We start from the raw sequence: 18,755 nt of genomic DNA, 5'->3' as shown, positions 1-18,755 counted from the left end.
GGGAGTGCCGGCCGCTGGCCGGCAATCCCGGGGAATCACAGGGCTGCAGGTTGCCGGCCAGCGGCCGGCACTACCGGAAAGCCGTCAGCCGTGCAGGGCGCGGGCGTGGTGGGCGATGTGCTCGCCGATGAAACTGGCGATGAAGTAGTAGCTGTGGTCGTAGCCCGGCTGCAGGCGCAGGGTCAGCGGATGACCGGCGGCATCACAGGCCTGCTGCAGGCGCTGCGGTTGCAGCTGGGTCTGCAGGAATTCGTCCGCCTCGCCCTGGTCGACCAGCAACGGCAGGCGCTCAGTGGCCACGGCGACCAGTTCGCTGGCATCCCACTGCGCCCAGTCCGCCGGGTTGTCGCCCAGGTAGGCGTGGAAGGCCTTCTGCCCCCACGGCACGTGGCTGGGCGCAACGATCGGCGAGAACGCCGACACGCTGCGGTAGCGCCCCGGGTTGCGCAGCGCGATCACCAGCGCACCGTGACCGCCCATCGAGTGGCCGCTGATGCCGCGCGCATCGGTGACCGGGAAATTCCCCTCGATCAGTGCCGGCAGTTCCTGCACCACGTAGTCGTGCATGCGGTAGTGCTTCGCCCACGGTGCACGGGTGGCATTGAGGTAGAACCCCGCCCCCTTGCCCAGGTCATAGCCCTCGGCATCGGCCACGTCATCGCCGCGTGGGCTGGAATCGGGCGCGACGATGATCACGCCATGCTCGGCCGCGTAGCGCTGCGCGCCCGCCTTGGTGATGACGTTCTGCTCGGTGCAGGTCAGCCCGCTCAGCCAGTACAGCACCGGCAGTTTCTGCGTTTCCGCCTGCGGCGGCAGGTACACGGCGAACTGCATGTCGCAGCCCAGCGTGGTGGAATGATGCCGGTAGACGTCCTGCCAGCCGCCGAAACAGGCGCGGTGTTCAATACGTTCCATGGTGTTCTCCTGCGCGGCGCGTCAGCGCACGCGTGCTTCTGGTAGATGCCGACCTTGGTCGGCTTATCCACGCGCGGCGTGGATGCCTTTGTTGATCCGTTCATCCAGCTGCGCCAGCAGGCGCAGCAACGATTCGACGCCAGGCTGGCCATCAAGATTGCGCCAGGCCGCCACGGCCACATCGCTGCGCGGCGGCCACTGTCCGGCTGCGCGCGCCTCATGAAGGCGCGGCAGGAATACCTGCGCAAGCCACTGCTCGAACGGCATGCCATCGTCGCTGCCGAAGGCCGAGGTCACCGCACGCGGTGGCCCCACCTCGCCCACTACCCAGCCCAGCGCACGCAACGCCTGCTCGATCGGAGCCACCAGGGCCGCGCGCGGGTCTTCCGCACGCGGCCGGCGCAGGGCATCCAGCCAGCCCATGACGCGGCTCAGTAGTGGACCACCGAACGGATCGACTTGCCTTCGTGCATCAGGTCGAAGGCTTCGTTGATCTTGTCCAGGTCCATGGTGTGGGTGACGAACGGTGCCAGTTCGATATCGCCCTTCATCGCGTCCTCCACCATGCCCGGCAACTGGCTGCGGCCCTTCACGCCGCCGAAGGCGGTGCCCATCCACTTGCGCCCGGTCACCAGCTGGAACGGACGGGTGGAGATCTCCTGGCCCGAACCGGCCACGCCGATCACCACGCTCTGGCCCCAGCCACGGTGCGCGCATTCCAGCGCAGCGCGCATCACGTTGACGTTGCCGATGCACTCGAAGCTGTGGTCCACGCCCCAGGTGGTCATCTCGACGATGACCTGCTGGATCGGCTTGTCGTAGTCCTTCGGGTTGATGCAGTCGGTGGCGCCGAATTCGCGCGCCAGTTCGAACTTGGAAGGGTTGGTGTCCACCGCGATGATGCGGCCGGCCTTGGCCTGGCGCGCACCCTGGATCACCGCCAGGCCGATGCCACCCAAGCCGAACACCGCCACGCTGTCGCCTTCCTGCACCTTGGCGGTGTTGTGCACCGCGCCGATGCCGGTGGTGACGCCGCAACCGAGCAGGCAGACGTGCTCCGGGTTCGCGTCCGGGTTGATCTTCGCCAGCGAGACTTCGGCCACCACGGTGTACTCGCTGAAGGTCGAGCAACCCATGTAGTGGTACAGCGGCTCGCCGTTGTAGCTGAAGCGGCTGGTGCCGTCGGGCATCACGCCCTTGCCCTGGGTGGCACGCACCGACACGCACAGGTTGGTCTTGCCGCTCTTGCAGAACAGGCACTCGCCGCACTCGGCGGTGTACAGCGGAATGACGTGGTCGCCCGGCTTGACGCTGGTCACGCCCTCGCCCACTTCCACCACGATGCCGGCGCCTTCATGGCCCAGCACCACCGGGAACAGGCCTTCCGGATCATCGCCGGACAGGGTGAAGGCATCGGTATGGCAGACACCGGTGTGGGTGATCTTGACCAGCACCTCGCCCTTCTTCGGCGGGGCGACGTCGATCTCGACGATCTGCAGCGGCTGGCCGGGACCAAAGGCGACGGCGGCACGGGACTTCATGGTGGCTTCTCCAGGATCAGGCGGAAAGGGAATGGCAGGACGATCGGCGGGATATGGCGCCGATGCTTATTTCAGGTACGAGCGGATCAATGCGCTCATGTCGCGCACGCGTTCGGCGCGCTGTTCGTCTGAGGCAGCGGGTTGCCCGAACTCCTCGCGCAGATGGGCCTCCATCACCTCGGACATCAGGCCGTTGACCGCGCCACGGATGGCGGCGATCTGCTGCAGCACCGGCCCGCAGTCGGCACCGGCTTCCAGCGCGCGGTCCAGCGCATCGCACTGGCCGCGGATACGGCGCACGCGGGCCAGGACCTTCTTCTTCTCTTCGGGGGAGTGCGGCATGGCGGGGCCACCTCGGAACTATACTGGGGGATAGTATACACACAGGGGCGAATGAAACGATCTGGTGCTGCCGAGGCAGGCTCCAGAGACAGACCAGCCCGGAATATGAATGAATAATAAATAGATTCATTTGTTACTTTTTCATGACGTAGGGTGCCTGCCTTCCGCCCGCGTTTACCCCCGAGTCACATTGGCGTGACCAGGGAGAAATCATGTACCGACCGTTGTTCGCCCGCAGTCGCTTGTCTGCCGCGCTGGGTTCGGCATTGGTGCTGGTGGCCGCCGCACCGGCCATGGCGCAGCAGGCCGCCACGCAGGAACAGAAGGCCGAGCCCGCCAGCAGCAAGACCCCCGTGCAGCTGGACCGGATGACCGTCACCGGCTCGCGCATCTACCGCGCCGGTTTCGACACGCTCGAGCCCGCCGCGGTGGTCAGCCGTGAATCGATCGAGAACTATGGCGACACCAACCTCATCGATGCCCTGACCCGGATTCCCGGGGTCAGTGCCGGCGTCAGTTCGCGCGGCGACCAGGCCGGCTTCGGTGCAGGCGTCAACTTCGCCAGCAAGTTCGGGCTGGGCAGCAATCGCCTGCTGACCTTGGTCAATGGACGCCGCTTCGTCACCTCTACACCGCCCACCATCTTCGGAGCCGGCGGCGGCTCGGGCATCCAGGTGGACATGAACGCCATTCCCAGCGTCATGGTGCAACGCATTGAAAGCCTGAGCGTTGGCGGTGCACCCACCTATGGCTCGGATGCGATCTCCGGCGTCAACAACATCATCCTGCGAGACCGGTTCGAGGGTGCCGAAGTCGAGCTGGGCTACGGCAGGACCAGCAAGAACGACAACGAGCGCTACTCCTGGTCGGCCATCTTCGGTACCGACTTCGCTGATGGCCGTGGCCACATCGTGGTTGCCGCCGAGCTGGACAACGCCGATGGGGTGAACGCGCTGCAACGCGATTTCTACCGCCAGGGCTACAGCCTGCAGGCCAATCCCACGGCGGCCAATGCCACTGCCCAGCCCCTGCGCCGGCCGACCAATGATGGCCGCATCGACGGCAGCATTCCGTTCAACACCGGGCCCCGCGATGGTATCCCCGACCAGGTCTGGATCCGCAACCGGCGCATTGCCAGCATGACCTTCGGTGGCCTGGTGATGCCGGCGACCGGCAGCTACACGCGCAACGGCCTGGGCGACATCCTTGGCTTCGGCCCGAACAAAGACAAACTGTGGCAGTTCAACAACGAGGGCAAGCTGGTCGAGTTCAATCCCGGCACCAGCTACGCGGGCGGCAACGCCTCCGGCGGTGACGGCCTGAACCTGTTCGAGACGGTGCCGCTGATCGCCGACCTCGAACGACGCTCGGTATTCTCCACCGGCAGCTTCGACTTCACCGACAACGTGCGCGGTTTCTTCGAGCTTTCGCGATACGAAGCGACCGCCCGCGAAACCCTCGACCAGAACGTCTACAACGCGGTGTCCTTCGGCAATGCGCGCCTGGACGGCGGCGGTACCGCCAGCGGTGCACTGACCTTCAGCGCCAGCAATCCGTTCCTCAGTGCGGAAACCCGCAAGATCCTCGCCGACAACGGCATCACCTCGTTCCGCCTGTCGCGATCTTCGCGCGACCTGTCGATGAACAACGCCAGCACCGAAACCCGCCTGACCCGTGCGGTGCTCGGGCTGAACGGCTTCTTCGAGGTCGGAAAGCGCAGCTTCAACTGGGAAGCCAGCGTCACCCACGGCCGCGGTGACTTCGACTACCTCGGCACCGGCCTGATCCAGCAGAACTTCATCAATGCGATCAACGTCACCACCGACGCCAGCGGGCGCATCATCTGTGATGCCACCCGCCCGGGCACCACGGCCGATGCGAACTGCCGCCCGCTGAATCTGTTCGGCGAGAACCAGGCGTCGCGCGAAGCCCTGGACTATGTCTCCACCCGGACCGTGGCCAAGGCGCAGACCCGCCAGACCGTCATCAATGCGTCGGTATCCGGCGGCCTGTTCGATCTTCCCGGCGGCGAGCTGTCCGCGGCGGCCGGCTTCGAACACCGCCGCGAAGAAGGCTCCTTCACCCCCAGCGAGTACCAGCGCCTGGGCCAGGGCCGTTCGGTGCCGACCCAGGCGGCCGAGGGCAAGTACCACACCAACGAAGTGTTCGCCGAAGTGCTGGCACCGCTGTTCAATCCCGACTGGGATATCCCGGGCCTGCATCGCCTGGACCTGACCGCCAAGTTCCGCCGCGTCGACAACTCCGTCGCCGGCGCGTTCAATGCGTTCACCTACGGCATCCAGTACGAACCGATCGCCGGCCTGCAGCTGCGCGGCAACAAGACCCAGTCACTGCGCGCGCCCTCCATCGCCGAGCTCTACACCACCCAGCAGCCGGCCTACTACAACATCCCGGAAGTGTGCTCGCTGGACAACATCAGCGGCGGCTCAAATCCGGCGGTGCGTCGCCGCAACTGCCAGGCGTTCTTCGCCGCCTACCCGGGTGCCGATCCGAACACTTTCCGCCAGCAGCCGACCAATACGCTGGGTTCGACCAACGGCAGCACCCGCCTGCAGAACGAAACGGCGAAGTCGTGGACGGCCGGCATCGTGTTCGCCCCAGAATGGATCCCGGGCCTGCGCGTCGCCGCCGACTGGTATGACATCAAGATCAACAACGTGATCACGTCGCTGAGCGCCAACGACATCATCACCGGTTGCTTCGACACTGCCGACTTCAACGCCGCCAACGTGCCCAACGCCAACCGCTTCTGCAGCCTGGTGACGCGTGATCCGAACACCGGCGTGGCTACCAGCATCAAGACCGAGTATGGCAACGGCCCGGTGCTGATGTTCCGTGGCTGGACCGCCGAAGTCGGCTACCGTTGGGACCTGTCGCGCTTCGGCGTACTGGACCTGGACTTCTACGGCTACATGCCGAAGAACCGTGGCCAGGCCGCGAACCGGGACGTGCCGTTCGTCGAACAGGCGGGCAGCTTCAACGAGCCCAAGCGCCAGTTCCGTTGGACGGCCCAGCATCGCATCGGCAACTGGAACTACGGCGTGGCCTCCAACTACACCAGCCGCGCCCAGTACACGATGACCGATACCCCGGAAAGCCGTCAGTACTTCTACCGCGACAGCTGGACCACCTGGGACGCCAACGTCACCTACCGCATCACCGACGCCGCGCGCGTGACGTTGTCGGTGATCAACGTGGGCGATGACATCGGGCCGTTCCCGTATGTACTGGATGCACTGGGCCGTCGCTACATGGCCAGCCTGCGCTACAACTTCAAGTAGGCCTGGCGCAGCGTTTCCACAGGCGGGGCCCGGTGTACGGGCCCCGCTCAATCAAACAGACCTTGTTCCGCCAACCGGGTCAGCTCATCCACCACGTAGCGCACCTTCGGCCGCAGGTGACGCGTCGGTGGCCACAGCGCATGGATGTCGATGTGCCGCTGCATGTGTTCGTCCAGCACCGATTGCAGCACGCCGGAATCGAGATGGCGGCGCACCAGTGAAATGGGCATCTGGCAGATGCCGAGGCCGGCGATGGCCGCTTCGATCACCGCGTCGCCATCGTTGAGTTGATAGGGCGCACTGGGAATGAACGTTCCCTCGTCCTCCTCGCTGCCGATCCGCCACCAGATCGGTTGCCCGTGGCGGAAGCCGACGATGCTGCGGTGCTGCGCCAGTTCCTGCACCGTGCGCGGCACGCCATGCGCCTGCAGGTACGCCGGCGATGCGCAGGTGACCAGGCGCTGGCGCCCCAGCCGGCGCGCGACCAGGTGCTCGGCCTGGTGCAGCCCACCGAAACGGATCAGCAGGTCGATGCCCTCTTCGACCGGATCGACGAAGTGATCGGTGAAGGTCATCGTCAACTGCAGGTCCGGATACTGGCGGCACAACCGCAGCAGCACCGGCAGCACCACCAGCCGCCCGAACGAGGACGGCATGTCAATGCGCAGCCGCCCGCTGGGCAGGCCCGCCGAACCCAGACAGGCCTCGGCCGCGGAGATTTCTTCCAGCGCCGCCGCACAGGAGGCGTAGTACGCCTCGCCATCGGTGGTCAGTGCGATGCGCCGCGTAGTGCGATGGAACAGGCGCACCCCCAGCCGCGCTTCCAGACGGGCGATGGCCTTGCCCACCGCCGAGCGCGAGATGCCCAGCGCGTCTGCCGCCTCGGTGAAGCTGCCCGAGCGTGCGGTCGTGACGAACGTCACCAGGCCATTCAAGGATTCCAGCGGCAGCATCGTTCGCACCCCATTGGGGACAAATAGTCCCCCACCAAGGGAGATCGAAGCGCTTTATGCGCCCGCATGTCAACTCCATCCTGTGTGCATCGCGCCGCTGGCGCTCTTCCCCGCACCGAGATGACCAACATGACCGCCGCCCTGTTCCGTCCGTTCGACCTGACAGGCATCGCCCTGCGCAACCGCATCGCGATGGCCCCGATGACCCGTGCCCGCAACCCCGGCTCGGTCGCCAATGAGCTCACCGCGCAGTACTACCGGCAGCGTGCCAGCGCCGGCCTGATCATCAGCGAAGGCACGCCGGTCTCGCCGCAGGGCCAGGGCTACATCGATGTGCCGGGCATCTGGTCGGCCGAACAGGTGGCCGGGTGGAAGCTCGTCACCGAGGCGGTGCATGCAGCGCAGGGCACGATGTTCGCCCAGCTCTGGCACGTCGGCCGCATGTCGCATGCCTCGCTGCAGCCCGGGGGTGGACAACCGGTCAGCGCCGGTACCCGCCCGGTGGCCAGCGCACCGAAGAACACCTCGTTCGTCTATCTGGACGACGGCAGCCGCGGCCATGCCGATCCCACCCCGGCACGTGCACTGGAGACTGCGGAGATCCCCGGCATCATCGACGACTTCGTACGCGGGGCGGACAACGCCATTGCCGCCGGCTTCGACGGCATCGAACTGCATGCCGCCAACGGCTACCTGTTCGAGCAGTTCCTCAACCCGCTCATCAACGAACGCGAGGACCGCTACGGCGGCTCATTGCCGAATCGTGCGCGGTTGATCCTGGAGACGGTCGATGCGATGGCCGAGCGCATCGGCGCGCACCGCATCGGCGTGCGCCTGGCGCCGAACAACCTCACCTTCGACATGCCGTACTACCCCGACAACGAGGCCACCTATCTGTACTTGGCCGAGGAACTGGGCAAGCGCGGGCTGGCCTACGTGCATCTCAACGACAACCTGCAGGCGGGGCAGTCGGTGCTGGGCGAGGCGTTCCTGCAGCAGTTCAAGCAAGCCTACGGTGGCAACGTGATCCTGGCCGGTGGCATGACCCGGGAGCGCGCCCTGCAGCTGGTCGAGACCGGCACCATCGACCTGGCCGCATTCGGCCAGCCGTTCATCGCCAACCCGGATCTGGTCGAACGCCTGCAGCACAACGTCGCGCTGGCCACGCCCGACCGCAATACCTATTACGGTGGCGGCGAGGCAGGCTACCTCGACTACCCGCGCGCGCAGTAGAGCCACGCGATGCGTGGATGCGGGCGTACACTGCTCACCCGCATCCACTGGATCTGCCCATGGATACGCCCACCGCATCGTTCATCGTCAACCTCGATGTCCCCGATCTTGCCGCTGCCGAGGACTTCTACATCCGAGCCTTCGGCCTGCGCATCGGGCGCCGTCTAGGCCCGGGCGCCGTGGAGCTGCTCGGTGGGCCAACGCCGCTGTACCTGCTGCAGAACGAGGCCGGCAGCGCCGCCACCGAAGACGGCGACGTGCGCGACTACGAGCGTCACTGGACGCCGCTGCACCTGGACTGGGTGGTGGATGACATCGAAGCCGCACTGGTCCGTGCGGTTGCGGCCGGGGCGACGCTTGAGCAGTCCGTGCGCGAGCGCCGCTGGGGGCGCATCGCCGTGCTGGCCGATCCGTTCGGCCACGGCTTCTGCCTGATCCAGTTCAGTGGCGAAGGCTACGACGCGCTGGCCGAGTGACCGGCGCATCGTTCACCACGGCAATGGCGCCGCTTCACCGTTGGCGCGCTCACCGTAGTACAGCGACGGCAGCAGGCGCGAGAGGAAACTGAACTCCGTGTAGCAGTGCTTGAGCAGGCCCAGGCCGACCGCATCGCCGGCATCGCAGTGCGGATCGGTGCTGTCCAGGCCGAGCACGAAGCGGCTGCGCAGCACGCAGCCAAACGGCGTATCGCGTGCGACATGCAGCATCTGCCCGTCGCAGGGATCACCGTTTGCATCCAGGCGTACGTGATCTCCGAAGCCGATGCGCGCGGCGATCACCGCCGACACATCGCCTGCATCCTGTGCCACCTGCAGGCGCTCGGGCACCAGCAACGTGCGCGGGTCATGGAACTTCAGGCGTGCCGCCACCGGCGGGATGTCGGCCAGCGATTCCACCGCGTGGATGCTGGCACCGTGGTAGCTGCGTCCGCGCTGCCAGGCCGCGTCCCAGCCGCGATGCTCGACATGATCGACCGGATGCCACCAGCGGATGTGCTGTGTGGTCTCAAAGAACGTAAACCACCAGTCCAGCATGCGGCCCTTGCAACCGTGCAGATCGGTACGCACCGCCACCAGCAGGGTGCCATCTTCGCGGCGCTGGATGCCGGTTTCCAAGCGCATCGGTGCGGGGTCGAGCAGATCGTGGTGGTCCAGCCAGGCGCGGGCGTTCACAGCGGTATCCATCGGGGTCTCCTGCATGTCGGGAGACCTGACAATACGGAAACGTTCTTCGTTTCTCAATTATCCGAATGCGGTAAGATGGGCGCAATGAACAGCACCACCCTGCCCGAGCCACCCTCACCAATCCGCCGCCGCGGCCGCCCTGCGCGGCCGGAAGCCGAAGTCCGCCACGCCGTGCTGCAGGCCACGCTGGAGCTGCTGCTGGCACAGGGTTACGAGGCCACTACCATCGAAGCGGTGGCGGCGCACGCCGGGGTAGCGAAGAAGACCGTGTACCGCCACGCCAGCAACCGCGAAGAACTGGTCGGGTTGGCCGTGCGCGAGTGGACCGACGGCTTCGCGCCGCAGTTGCAGCGCGATGCGCACGACGCCGACGAGGTGATGCCGTTGCTGCAGGCCATCCTGCACGCGGTGTGCGCGCAGGCACTGTCGGCGCAGGCAGTGCAGGTATTCCGCCTGCTGGCCACCGACTTTCCTGGTAAGGACGCGCTGCTGCAGGCCTATCTGGACAATGGCATCGAACGCGGCCGTGCGCTGCTGGCCGACTGGCTGGCGCGTCAGCAGCAGCGCGGGCTGCTGCGCGAGGGAGATGCCGCGTGCATGGCGCGGCTGATCCTGGCGATGGCCGTGGCCGAGCCGCTGCGCGAACGCGTGATCGGTGTGGTGGCCGAGGATGCGCCGGTAGAGGTGCATCTGCGTGATTGCCTGGAATTGTTGGCACCCGTACTGCAGGTGCCGTAGCCGGCCGCATCCACGCATGGCGAGGTTCTACCGGCAGCGCTTCGGATCAGGTCACGCCTGCACGTAGGGCATTTCGCTGTCGATACCGTCGAACGCGATCAGCTGCAGCAGCGGCTGCACGTCCTCGTCACTGATCTCACCCGCAGTGATGTCATCCACGCGTGCATACAACGCCTCCAGCGCCGCTACCTGGTCCCCTCGCAGCCAGCCACGATGGGTACCGAGCCAAGCCTGCAGATTGGTTCCGATATCGCCCTCCGAAAGCAGCGAATCCTCTTCCTCCAGCTCCACCACCGCTTCGGCCATCTTGCGGAACAGGAAGTCCTGGAAGTTCGCGGCCAGCAGATCGGCGCGATCATCGTCATGCCAGACCAGCAGCACCGGCGACTCGCTGGAACCCGGTGCATTGGTCCAGAAACAGTAGTGATCACCCGCGCCGGTGCGCGCGAACGGCAGCAGTTTCAGGTCATCGCGCAGCGGGTTGTAATGATCTTCGGCAGTCAGATCTTCCCACGCTGCGCGCAGTTCGCTCGGCTCGATCGGTTCATAGTCGTTGGCATACAGCAGTACCGGCGGCTGCGGCTGCACCTGCGGGAACACCGTGCGGTACCAGTTCGGGCCCTGCTCGCCCCAGCTGAAACGGTTGCCTTCCACCAGCTGGCGGAACAACGGCGGGAAGGTCTGGCCGGAAGCCTGTTCGAGATCGGCGAGCATGCTCAATGACGTCCTTTTGTTGAGAAGACTCACTCTAGCGGGTGAACGCCATCCACGCATGGCGTGGATCTACCCGGAAAGCTCTCGTTGGAGCCGGTCATTGGACGGCACTGCGCCATCCACCGCGATTCACTCGCGCAGCATATCCACGAACGCACGCAGCGCACCGGGCATCTGCCGCTGCTTCGGGTAGTACAGCGCGAAGCCGGCGAACGGCTCGCTCCAGTCTTCCAGCACCGCCACCATCTGCCCCGATTCGATGTAGGGCCGCGCGGTGTCTTCCAGCACGTAGGCCAGGCCGATGCCATCGAGTACCGCGCCGACCACGGTGCCCTGCTCGCCCAGCGTCAGCCGTCCGGGCACGTCGATCTCCAGCGCCTGCCCACCGCGCTCGAACTGCCACTTGTACAGATGCCCGCTGGCGAAGCGGAAGCGGATGCATTCGTGTGCAGCGAGATCGCGCGGATGCTGTGGCGCGGGATGCCGCCGCAGATACTCCGGCGATCCGACAATCAGCCCGCGCAGTGGTGGCCCCATCGGCACTGCCACCATGTCCTCGGGTACGAACTCGTGCAGGCGCACGCCGGCGTCATAGCCCTCGGCGACGATGTCGACCAGGCCGTCGTTCTCGGTCAGCTCCACCCGCACGTCGGGATGGGCGTGCAGGAAGCGCGCCAGCCGTGGTCCCAGCTGTGTCGCCACCGCAGCACGGGTGGCGTTGATGCGCAGCAGGCCAGCCGGGACAGCACGGAACTGGTTCATCTCCTCCAACGCATCGTGCACCTGCCCCAAGGCCGGCTGCAGGCGCTCCAGCAGGCGCTGCCCAGCCTCGGTCAGGGCCACGCTGCGGGTGGTGCGATGAAACAGGCCCACCCCCAACCGTTCTTCAAGCGCGCGGATCGCATAGCTCACCGCCGAGGTCGACAGCGCCAGCTCGGCGCCGGCACGGCGGAAGCTGCGGTGCCGGGCGACTGCGGCGAACGCAGCCAGGTGGGAGAGATTGTCAGTGGCCATGATTGTGCAGTTTCACTTGATGAATCATGCCGATATCCGGGCTTTTTGCCACTGGGTACGGGGCGTATTGTAAAGCGCCTTTCGACAAACCCTGCCAAGGATTCCCCATGTCCCTCGCCCGTGGTTACGCCGCCCATTCACATACCGACCCGCTGATCCCGTACGAATTCGAACGCCGCGCGGTCGGCCCGGACGATGTACGTATCGAGATCCTCTACAGCGGCATCTGCCACTCCGACCTGCACCAGGCCCGCGACGACTGGGGTGGCTCGATCTACCCGATGGTGCCGGGCCACGAGATCATTGGCCGCGTCACCGAGGTCGGCAGCAACGTCACCCGCTTCAAGGTGGGCGACCACGCCGGCGTGGGCTGCATGGTCGACTCATGCCGCCACTGCGACGCCTGCGAGCACGACCTGGAGCAGTACTGCGCCGAAGGCGCGACCTGGACCTACAACGGCCGTGAGCGCGAAAGCGGCGCGCCGACGTATGGCGGCTATTCCGACCACGTGGTGGTCGAGCAGCGCTTCGTGGTGAAGGTGTCCGACACCCTCGACCTCAAGGCAGCCGCGCCGCTGCTGTGTGCCGGCATCACCACCTGGTCGCCGCTGCGCCACTGGAAGGTCGGCCCGGGCCAGAAGGTCGGCGTGATCGGCCTCGGTGGCCTCGGCCACATGGGCGTGAAGTTCGCCAAGGCCCTCGGCGCGCACGTGGTGATGATCACCACCACGCCGGAAAAGGGTGCCGATGCCAAGCGCCTGGGCGCCGATGAAGTGCTGGTCTCGCGCGATGCCGCGCAGATGAAGGCGCACGCCGGCAGCTTCGACTTCCTGCTCAACACCATTCCGGTTGGCCATGACACCAACCCGTACATGGGCCTGCTCAAGCGCGAGGCCACCATGTGCCTGGTCGGCGTGCTGACCGAACTGGATCCGCCGCTGACCGGCGGCAGCGTGATCTTCGGCCGCAAGCACCTGACCGGCTCGGCGATCGGCGGCATGGCCGAAACCCAGGAAATGATGGATTTCTGCGCTGAGCACGGCATCGTCAGCGATGTCGAGATGATCGACATCAAGAACGTCAACGAAGCCTGGGAGCGCATGGCGAAGAACGATGTGCGCTACCGCTTCGTGATCGACATGGCGACGATGAAGAACGCCGCCTGATCGATCGGCGACTGTGAACGAAGAACCCCGGCACTGCCGGGGATTCTTCTGGTCGTGCATTGGGCATGACGAAGGTCAAGGAAGCGGCCATCGCTCGGGCGCAGACTCACCGCATGGCCCGCCTGCCCTCCCCTGCGATGCTGATGCGTGCGCCGCACCGACTGTTGTTCTTCATCGGTGCCAGCAACCTGCTGCTGGCAATGCTGTGGTGGGCGTTGTGGCTGGGCGCATTGCGCGGGTTGTGGACGCCGCAGCCACCGCCGCTGCCACCGGCCTGGCTGCACGCGCTGCTGATGCAGTACCTGGTGCTGCCCAGTTTCATCTTCGGCTTCCTGCTCACCGTGTTCCCGCGCTGGATGGCACAGCCGGAGCTGCCACGCAGCCGTTATGCGCCGGTCGGCATCGGCCTGTTTGGTGGGCAGGCGTTGCTGATTGCCGCCGCCTGCGGGTGGACACCCGGGCTGTGGCCCGGCCTGCTGCTGGCACTGGCCGGCTGGAGCGCCGGACTGATCGTGCTGGGACGCGTGCTCAAGGCCGCCGGTCCCAACCGCAACTGGCATGCGCGCGCCTGCTATGCCGCACTGCTGCTGGGCTGGCTGGGGCTGCTGCTGTTCATGGCGGTGGGGCGCGGCCACGCCACGCTGATGCCAGTCACGGTGGCACTCGGCACCTTCGGCCTGCTGCTGCCGGTCTACCTCACCGTCGCGCACCGGATGATCCCGTTCTTCGCCAACAACGTGGTGGATGGCTATGTGGCGTGGCGCCCGCTGCGCTGGTTGGCTGCGATGTGGGCGCTGCTGATGCTGCGCCTGCTGTTGAGCGCGTTGCAGGTCGACGACCTGCTGTGGCTGGCCGATGCGCCGCTGCTGATGTTGTCGCTGCAGGCGCTATGGCACTGGTGGCCACGCGAGCCGATGCCGGGCCTGCTCGCGGCCCTGTTCCTGGCACTGGCGTGGCTGCCGATCAGCTTCGCGTTGTATCTGCTGCAGGACATCGGCCAGATGCTGGGCCATCCGCAACTGCTCGGCCGCGCGCCGCTGCATGCCCTCGCCGTGGGCCTGTTCGGCAGCCTGCTGGTGGCGATGGTGACCCGGGTCACCCAGGGCCATTCCGGCCGACCGCTGGTGATGCCGGCAGTGGCCTGGTTTGCGTTCGTCGCGCTGCAGGCGGTGGCGATCATGCGCATCCTCGCCGAGCTGATGCCCGATGCCTATGCGTGGCATTTCGCCGCTGCCATCGGCTGGTTGCTGGCCTTGGCACCGTGGGTGGCACGGCTGGGCTGGATCTACCTGAGCCCACGGCGCGACGGCAAGCCGGGCTGACATCACCGCCGGGCATGGCACCATGATGGGCATGTCCGATATCCCGCTCGATCCCACCGCAATCACCACCTTCGCCGATGGCGACCCTGAGGAGAATCCCTGGGTTCTCGGCGCGCCGCAGCCGGAAGCGCTGCAGGTGGTGCCCTGGTCCACGCTGTGGGCCGACCAGTTCGAGCAGCAGCGCACGCAGCTGCAGGCGACACTCGGCAACACCGCGCTGGGCATTGAACATGTCGGCTCCACCGCGGTGCCGGGCCTGCCGGCCAAACCGGTACTGGACATCGACCTGCTGGTTGCCGATCCCGCCGACGAAGCGGCCTGGCTGCCAGCGCTGCAGGCACTGGGCTACGTGCTTACCATCCGCGAACCCTCGTGGTACCAGCACCGCATGCTGCGACTGGACGTGCCGCGCGTGAACCTGCACGTGTTCGCACCTGGTTGCGCCGAGCACCTCCGCCACTGCTTGTTCCGCGATTGGCTGCGCAGCCATGAAGATGACCGCAGGCGCTATGCACAGGCCAAGCAGGCAGCACTGCAGGGCAATGCCAACGTGCAGGCCTACAACCGCAGCAAGCAGGATGTGGTTCGCGGCATCTACGCGCGCCTGTTCGCAGCGCGCGGGTGGTGACGCAACGGCAGGTGCCGGCCCCGGTTGGCACCCGCCGGAACAGTGTCAGTACGCGAACTCGCGGAACACCGGATCGACGTCGCCGTGCCAGCGGCCATGGAACAGCGCCAGCTTGCGTTCGGCCGGGGTCAGGCCGGACTCGACGATCTCCTGCAGCACGTCCAGGAACTTGCTCTCGTCCTGGCCGTCGGCATTGCGCGCCGCGCGGCGCTTGAGGCCTTCGACGGAAATCTTCACCGCTTCACGGGCCAGGTCGCGCACGCTGCCAGTGCGGAACGGCAGGTTCATCGCATGCTTCGGCACGCCGTCGCGCAGTGCATGGCGCTCGGCCAGGGTGAAATCACGTACCAGGTCCCAGGCCGCATCCAGTGCGGTGTCATCGTACAACAGGCCCACCCAGAATGCCGGCAGCGCACACAGGCGGCTCCACGGGCCACCGTCGGCACCGCGCATTTCCAGATACTTCTTCAGGCGCACTTCCGGGAACGCGGTGGTCATGTGGTCCGACCAGTCGCGCAGCGTCGGCAGCGCGCCCGGCAGCACCGGCAGCTTGGCCTGCATGAAATCGCGGAAGCTCTGCCCGCTGGCGTCGTGGTAGATGCCATCGCGGTAGGAGAAATACATCGGCACGTCGAGCAGGTAATCGACATAGCGCTCGTAACCGAAGCCATCCTCGAACACGAAGTCGAGCATGCCGGTGCGGTCGGCGTCGGTGTCGGTCCAGATGTGCGAGCGGTAGCTCAGGTAGCCGTTGGGCTTGCCTTCGGTGAACGGCGAATCGGCGAACAGCGCGGTGGCGATCGGCTGCAGCGCCAGCGACACGCGGAACTTCTTCACCATGTCCGCTTCGGTGGCGTAATCCAGGTTCACCTGCACCGTGCAGGTGCGGGTCATCATGTCCAGGCCCAGCGAGCCGACCTTGGGCATGTAGGCGCGCATGATCTTATAGCGGCCCTTCGGCATCCACGGCATTTCATCGCGCTTCCATTTCGGCTGGAAGCCCATGCCGAGGAAGCCGAGCTGCAGCTCACCGGCCACCTGTGCCACTTCGTTGAGATGGGTGCCGGTCTCCACGCAGGTCTGGTGGATGGTCTCCAGCGCCGCGCCGGACAGTTCCAACTGACCGGCAGGTTCCAGCGTCACCGAGGCACCATCGCGCAGCAGGGCGATGGTGTTGCCATTCTCCTGCACCGGCTCCCAGCCGAAGCGGACCAGGCCGTTGAGCAGCGCTTCGATGCCGCGCTCGCCTTCAAAGGTCGGCGGGCGCAGGTCATCCAGGCGGAACCCGAACTTCTCGTGCTCGGTGCCGATGCGCCACTGCGCGCGGGGTTTCTCGCCGGAGGCGATCACCTCCACCAGCTGCGAGCGGTCGGTAATGGGTGTATCGGCGACGTGGCTGGGGCTCGACAAGGGGAAGGCTCGCTGGACAGTGGCGGGGGATGTGGGGCCCGGGGCCTTCCATCGCAAGGGCGCACTATAGCGTGGCGACCCGTTGCGTCATGCGACGGAGACGGTTTTCAGCATCCTACCGACGCCCTCTTGACCCTCGTACACTCGGGGCCATGAGCCGCCATTCACGACACCCCGAACTGCACCGCTCCGAGCGCGTCGGCTGGCTGCGTGCCGCCGTGCTGGGGGCCAACGATGGCATCGTCTCGGTGGCCGGCCTGGTGGTCGGCGTGGCCGCCAGCGGCGCCTCCGCGGCGACCATTCTGGCCACCGGCGTGGCTGGCACCGTGGCCGGCGCGATGTCGATGGCTGCTGGAGAGTATGTCTCCGTGCAGACCCAGGCCGACACCGAAGACGCCGACCTGGCGATGGAAAAGCGCGAACTGCACGAAGATCCGCACAGCGAGCTGGAAGAGCTGACCGCGATCTACCGCCACCGCGGCCTGGAGCCGGCGCTGGCGCGGCAGGTGGCCGAGCAGCTCACCGCCCACGACGCACTGGGCGCCCACGCCCGCGACGAGCTGGGCATCACCGATACCCTGCGCGCGCGCCCGCTGCAGGCAGCGCTGGCCTCGGCCGGCGCCTTCACCTGTGGTGCGGCACTGCCGGTGCTGACCGCGCTGCTCGCGCCGGTCGACAAGGTCGCGATGATGACCACCGCCAGCACCCTGCTCGGCCTGTGCCTGACCGGCGCGATGGCGGCCCAGGCCGGCGGCGCACCGCCGGTACGCGGCGCGATCCGGGTGATGTTCTGGGGCGCGTTGGCGATGGCCGCGGCCGCCGGCGTCGGTCGCCTGCTCGGCGCACACGTGACATGACCGCCATGCTGCCCCCGGCCACCGCACTGCTGGCCGAGATGGCCAGTCTGGCGGGCTGTGAGCGCGCCGAAGGCTATGCCTGCATCACCGCCCGTCGCGAGCATGGCGCCAGCTCGGTGGAGATTCCGCAACCGCAGTTCGCGATCCTGCTGGAGGGCCGCAAGCAGGTGCGCACCGCGCACCAGTCGCTGGAATTCATCCCCGGCGACATCCTGCTGCTGACCCAGCGCTGCCGGATCGATGTGGTCAACACGCCCGACCCGGGGACCGGCCGCTACCTCAGTGCCATCGTGCCGCTGTGTGCCGAAGTGCTGGCGGCCGCACGCACGCTGTGGAGCGAGGACCTTCCCGCGCCGGGCCAGGCGATGGCACGTCTGCCGTTGATCGACCATGGCCCGGTGCTGCGCCAGTGGCGGCAATCGCTGCAGGACGGCCGTTACAGCGAGGCACGATTGGCCCTGGCCTCGCTGGTGCTGACCCTGTGCCGGCAGGGCCACGGCAACCTCTTGCTGCCACAGGCACCGAGCCTGGGCGAACAGATCCGCGACCGCATCGCCGCCGAACCGGCACGCGACTGGCAATCGCGTGATGTGGAAGAACAGTTCGCGCTGAGCGGTGCGACCCTGCGTCGTCGTCTCGCCGCCGAGGACACCAGCCTGCGCCAGCTGCTTACCGAGGCCCGGCTGGCGCATGGCATGCAGCTGCTCTACACCACGGACCTGCCATTGAAGACCGTCGCAGCACGCGCGGGCTACCGGTCTGCGGCGAGTTTCAGCAAGCGCTTCGCCGAGCAGTACGGACTGGCTCCCACAGACATTTGAGGGGGTTCGGCAGGGCCGCGCCCTGCACCCGCAGAGGCAACGGCAACGGCCGAAGCAACAGCAACAGCAACCGGGGCACCCGGCGGCTCGGGGGGGCGGGGGGGGGGGCCAGCACCCGCCGTAAACCCATCCATGGGGGCTCGAGGGCGCCAGCCATGGCGCCAACGGTCCTGCTCACCCACACCACCCCGCCTCTGACAGATCTCCGCGGCTGTTGGTAGGTGTCGACCTTGGTCGACACGATTTTTCTGTCAGATATCGAATGAATCATCCACGCATTGCGTGGATCTACTGTGTCGACCAAGGTCGACACCCACCAGAGAAGTTTGCCGTTCCGACAGATCGCAGAAAACTGTCGAAGGCGGGGTGGGTCCGGTTGCGGGGGCGTGAGCCGCATGGGCCCGAGGCATGCCTCGGGCGGGTTGGGTAGGACGCCCAACCCCGGTCTTGCCGTGTGCGCAGGACAGCGCACACGAGCAAGCGGCGACCGAGCTTACATGGACGTACTTGCAGCGGCCCCCGCAACCGGACCCACCCCGCCATCCCACGGATAGCCCGCTGTTGCTGTTGCTTCGGCTGTTGCTGTTGCTTCGGCCGTTGCCGTTGCCTCTGCGG

The 18,755-nt window shown here is 66.6% G+C and carries 18 protein-coding genes; 9 read left to right on the top strand and 9 right to left on the bottom strand.

Annotated features, from left to right (window positions below; translation table 11 throughout):
* Positions 1-84: 84 nt before the first annotated feature.
* From fghA to frmR, 4 genes are all read right to left on the bottom strand, one after another.
* Complete coding sequence (gene fghA / locus V3B25_RS12780; RefSeq protein ID WP_329810800.1) at positions 85-915, bottom strand: S-formylglutathione hydrolase; 831 nt, start codon at positions 913-915, stop codon at positions 85-87.
* Positions 916-978: 63 nt separating this feature from the next.
* Positions 979-1,338: a YqcC family protein gene (locus V3B25_RS12775; protein WP_049421830.1), complete on the bottom strand. Its 360-nt coding sequence runs from the start codon at positions 1,336-1,338 to the stop codon at positions 979-981.
* A gap of 8 nt (positions 1,339-1,346) precedes the next feature.
* A complete protein-coding gene (locus tag V3B25_RS12770) occupies positions 1,347-2,456 on the bottom strand; it encodes an S-(hydroxymethyl)glutathione dehydrogenase/class III alcohol dehydrogenase (protein ID WP_012512082.1) in 1,110 nt (369 codons plus the stop codon).
* A 66-nt stretch (positions 2,457-2,522) separates the two neighbouring features.
* Complete coding sequence (gene frmR, locus V3B25_RS12765) at positions 2,523-2,798, bottom strand: formaldehyde-responsive transcriptional repressor FrmR (RefSeq protein ID WP_005411009.1); 276 nt, start codon at positions 2,796-2,798, stop codon at positions 2,523-2,525.
* A 212-nt stretch (positions 2,799-3,010) separates the two neighbouring features.
* Between frmR and V3B25_RS12760 the strand changes: the two genes are divergently transcribed.
* Positions 3,011-6,100 carry a TonB-dependent receptor gene (locus tag V3B25_RS12760; RefSeq protein ID WP_329810799.1) on the top strand — a complete coding sequence of 1,030 codons (3,090 nt, stop codon included), beginning with the start codon at positions 3,011-3,013 and terminating at the stop codon, positions 6,098-6,100.
* Between the two features lie 47 nt (positions 6,101-6,147).
* On the opposite strand, the gene V3B25_RS12755 is transcribed toward V3B25_RS12760, so the two are convergent.
* Positions 6,148-7,053 carry a LysR family transcriptional regulator gene (locus V3B25_RS12755; RefSeq protein ID WP_049461842.1) on the bottom strand — a complete coding sequence of 302 codons (906 nt, stop codon included), beginning with the start codon at positions 7,051-7,053 and terminating at the stop codon, positions 6,148-6,150.
* Between the two features lie 129 nt (positions 7,054-7,182).
* Between V3B25_RS12755 and V3B25_RS12750 the strand changes: the two genes are divergently transcribed.
* Together V3B25_RS12750 and V3B25_RS12745 are read left to right on the top strand one after the other, a co-directional pair.
* Positions 7,183-8,286 (top strand): alkene reductase, encoded by a 1,104-nt coding sequence (locus V3B25_RS12750; RefSeq protein ID WP_049421863.1) that lies wholly within the window; start codon positions 7,183-7,185, stop codon positions 8,284-8,286.
* 59 nt (positions 8,287-8,345) lie between these two features.
* Positions 8,346-8,762 (top strand): VOC family protein, encoded by a 417-nt coding sequence (locus V3B25_RS12745; RefSeq protein ID WP_329810798.1) that lies wholly within the window; start codon positions 8,346-8,348, stop codon positions 8,760-8,762.
* A 12-nt stretch (positions 8,763-8,774) separates the two neighbouring features.
* Here the strand turns inward: V3B25_RS12745 and V3B25_RS12740 are convergent, their stop codons facing one another.
* On the bottom strand, positions 8,775-9,470 hold the full coding sequence (locus V3B25_RS12740) for a hydrolase (RefSeq protein WP_201117311.1): 696 nt from the start codon (positions 9,468-9,470) through the stop codon (positions 8,775-8,777).
* A gap of 75 nt (positions 9,471-9,545) precedes the next feature.
* Here V3B25_RS12740 and V3B25_RS12735 point away from each other — a divergent pair, with 75 nt between their 5' ends.
* On the top strand, positions 9,546-10,208 hold the full coding sequence (locus V3B25_RS12735) for a TetR/AcrR family transcriptional regulator (protein WP_049421841.1): 663 nt from the start codon (positions 9,546-9,548) through the stop codon (positions 10,206-10,208).
* Between the two features lie 51 nt (positions 10,209-10,259).
* Here the strand turns inward: V3B25_RS12735 and V3B25_RS12730 are convergent, their stop codons facing one another.
* The gene (locus V3B25_RS12730) at positions 10,260-10,922 is read right to left on the bottom strand and encodes an SMI1/KNR4 family protein (protein WP_236494380.1); all 663 of its coding nucleotides are present in this window, start codon (positions 10,920-10,922) and stop codon (positions 10,260-10,262) included.
* Positions 10,923-11,051: 129 nt separating this feature from the next.
* Positions 11,052-11,936, bottom strand: a complete 885-nt coding sequence (locus tag V3B25_RS12725) for a LysR family transcriptional regulator (protein ID WP_180845154.1) — start codon at positions 11,934-11,936, stop codon at positions 11,052-11,054.
* A gap of 107 nt (positions 11,937-12,043) precedes the next feature.
* Here V3B25_RS12725 and V3B25_RS12720 point away from each other — a divergent pair, with 107 nt between their 5' ends.
* The 3 genes from V3B25_RS12720 (at position 12,044) to V3B25_RS12710 (ending at position 15,052) form a co-directional block, all read left to right on the top strand.
* Positions 12,044-13,102, top strand: a complete 1,059-nt coding sequence (locus V3B25_RS12720) for an NAD(P)-dependent alcohol dehydrogenase (RefSeq protein WP_005419275.1) — start codon at positions 12,044-12,046, stop codon at positions 13,100-13,102.
* 65 nt (positions 13,103-13,167) lie between these two features.
* The gene (locus V3B25_RS12715) at positions 13,168-14,424 is read left to right on the top strand and encodes an NnrS family protein (RefSeq protein ID WP_329810797.1); all 1,257 of its coding nucleotides are present in this window, start codon (positions 13,168-13,170) and stop codon (positions 14,422-14,424) included.
* A gap of 31 nt (positions 14,425-14,455) precedes the next feature.
* The gene (locus V3B25_RS12710) at positions 14,456-15,052 is read left to right on the top strand and encodes a GrpB family protein (protein WP_032972196.1); all 597 of its coding nucleotides are present in this window, start codon (positions 14,456-14,458) and stop codon (positions 15,050-15,052) included.
* A gap of 45 nt (positions 15,053-15,097) precedes the next feature.
* Here V3B25_RS12710 and V3B25_RS12705 read toward each other — a convergent pair whose 3' ends face one another.
* The gene (locus V3B25_RS12705) at positions 15,098-16,462 is read right to left on the bottom strand and encodes a glutamate--cysteine ligase (protein WP_032129893.1); all 1,365 of its coding nucleotides are present in this window, start codon (positions 16,460-16,462) and stop codon (positions 15,098-15,100) included.
* 152 nt (positions 16,463-16,614) lie between these two features.
* Here V3B25_RS12705 and V3B25_RS12700 point away from each other — a divergent pair, with 152 nt between their 5' ends.
* Entirely contained in the window at positions 16,615-17,319 is a 705-nt protein-coding gene (locus tag V3B25_RS12700; protein WP_049421856.1) for a VIT family protein, read from the top strand.
* Positions 17,316-18,140 carry a helix-turn-helix transcriptional regulator gene (locus tag V3B25_RS12695; protein WP_049400270.1) on the top strand — a complete coding sequence of 275 codons (825 nt, stop codon included), beginning with the start codon at positions 17,316-17,318 and terminating at the stop codon, positions 18,138-18,140. Before V3B25_RS12700 ends, V3B25_RS12695 begins: the two co-directional genes overlap by 4 nt.
* Positions 18,141-18,755: the final 615 nt, after the last annotated feature.

Source organism: Stenotrophomonas sp. SMYL8 (assembly GCF_036320065.1).
Lineage (GTDB): Bacteria > Pseudomonadota > Gammaproteobacteria > Xanthomonadales > Xanthomonadaceae > Stenotrophomonas > Stenotrophomonas maltophilia_A.
This window is presented reverse-complemented; position numbering and strand designations above follow the sequence as displayed.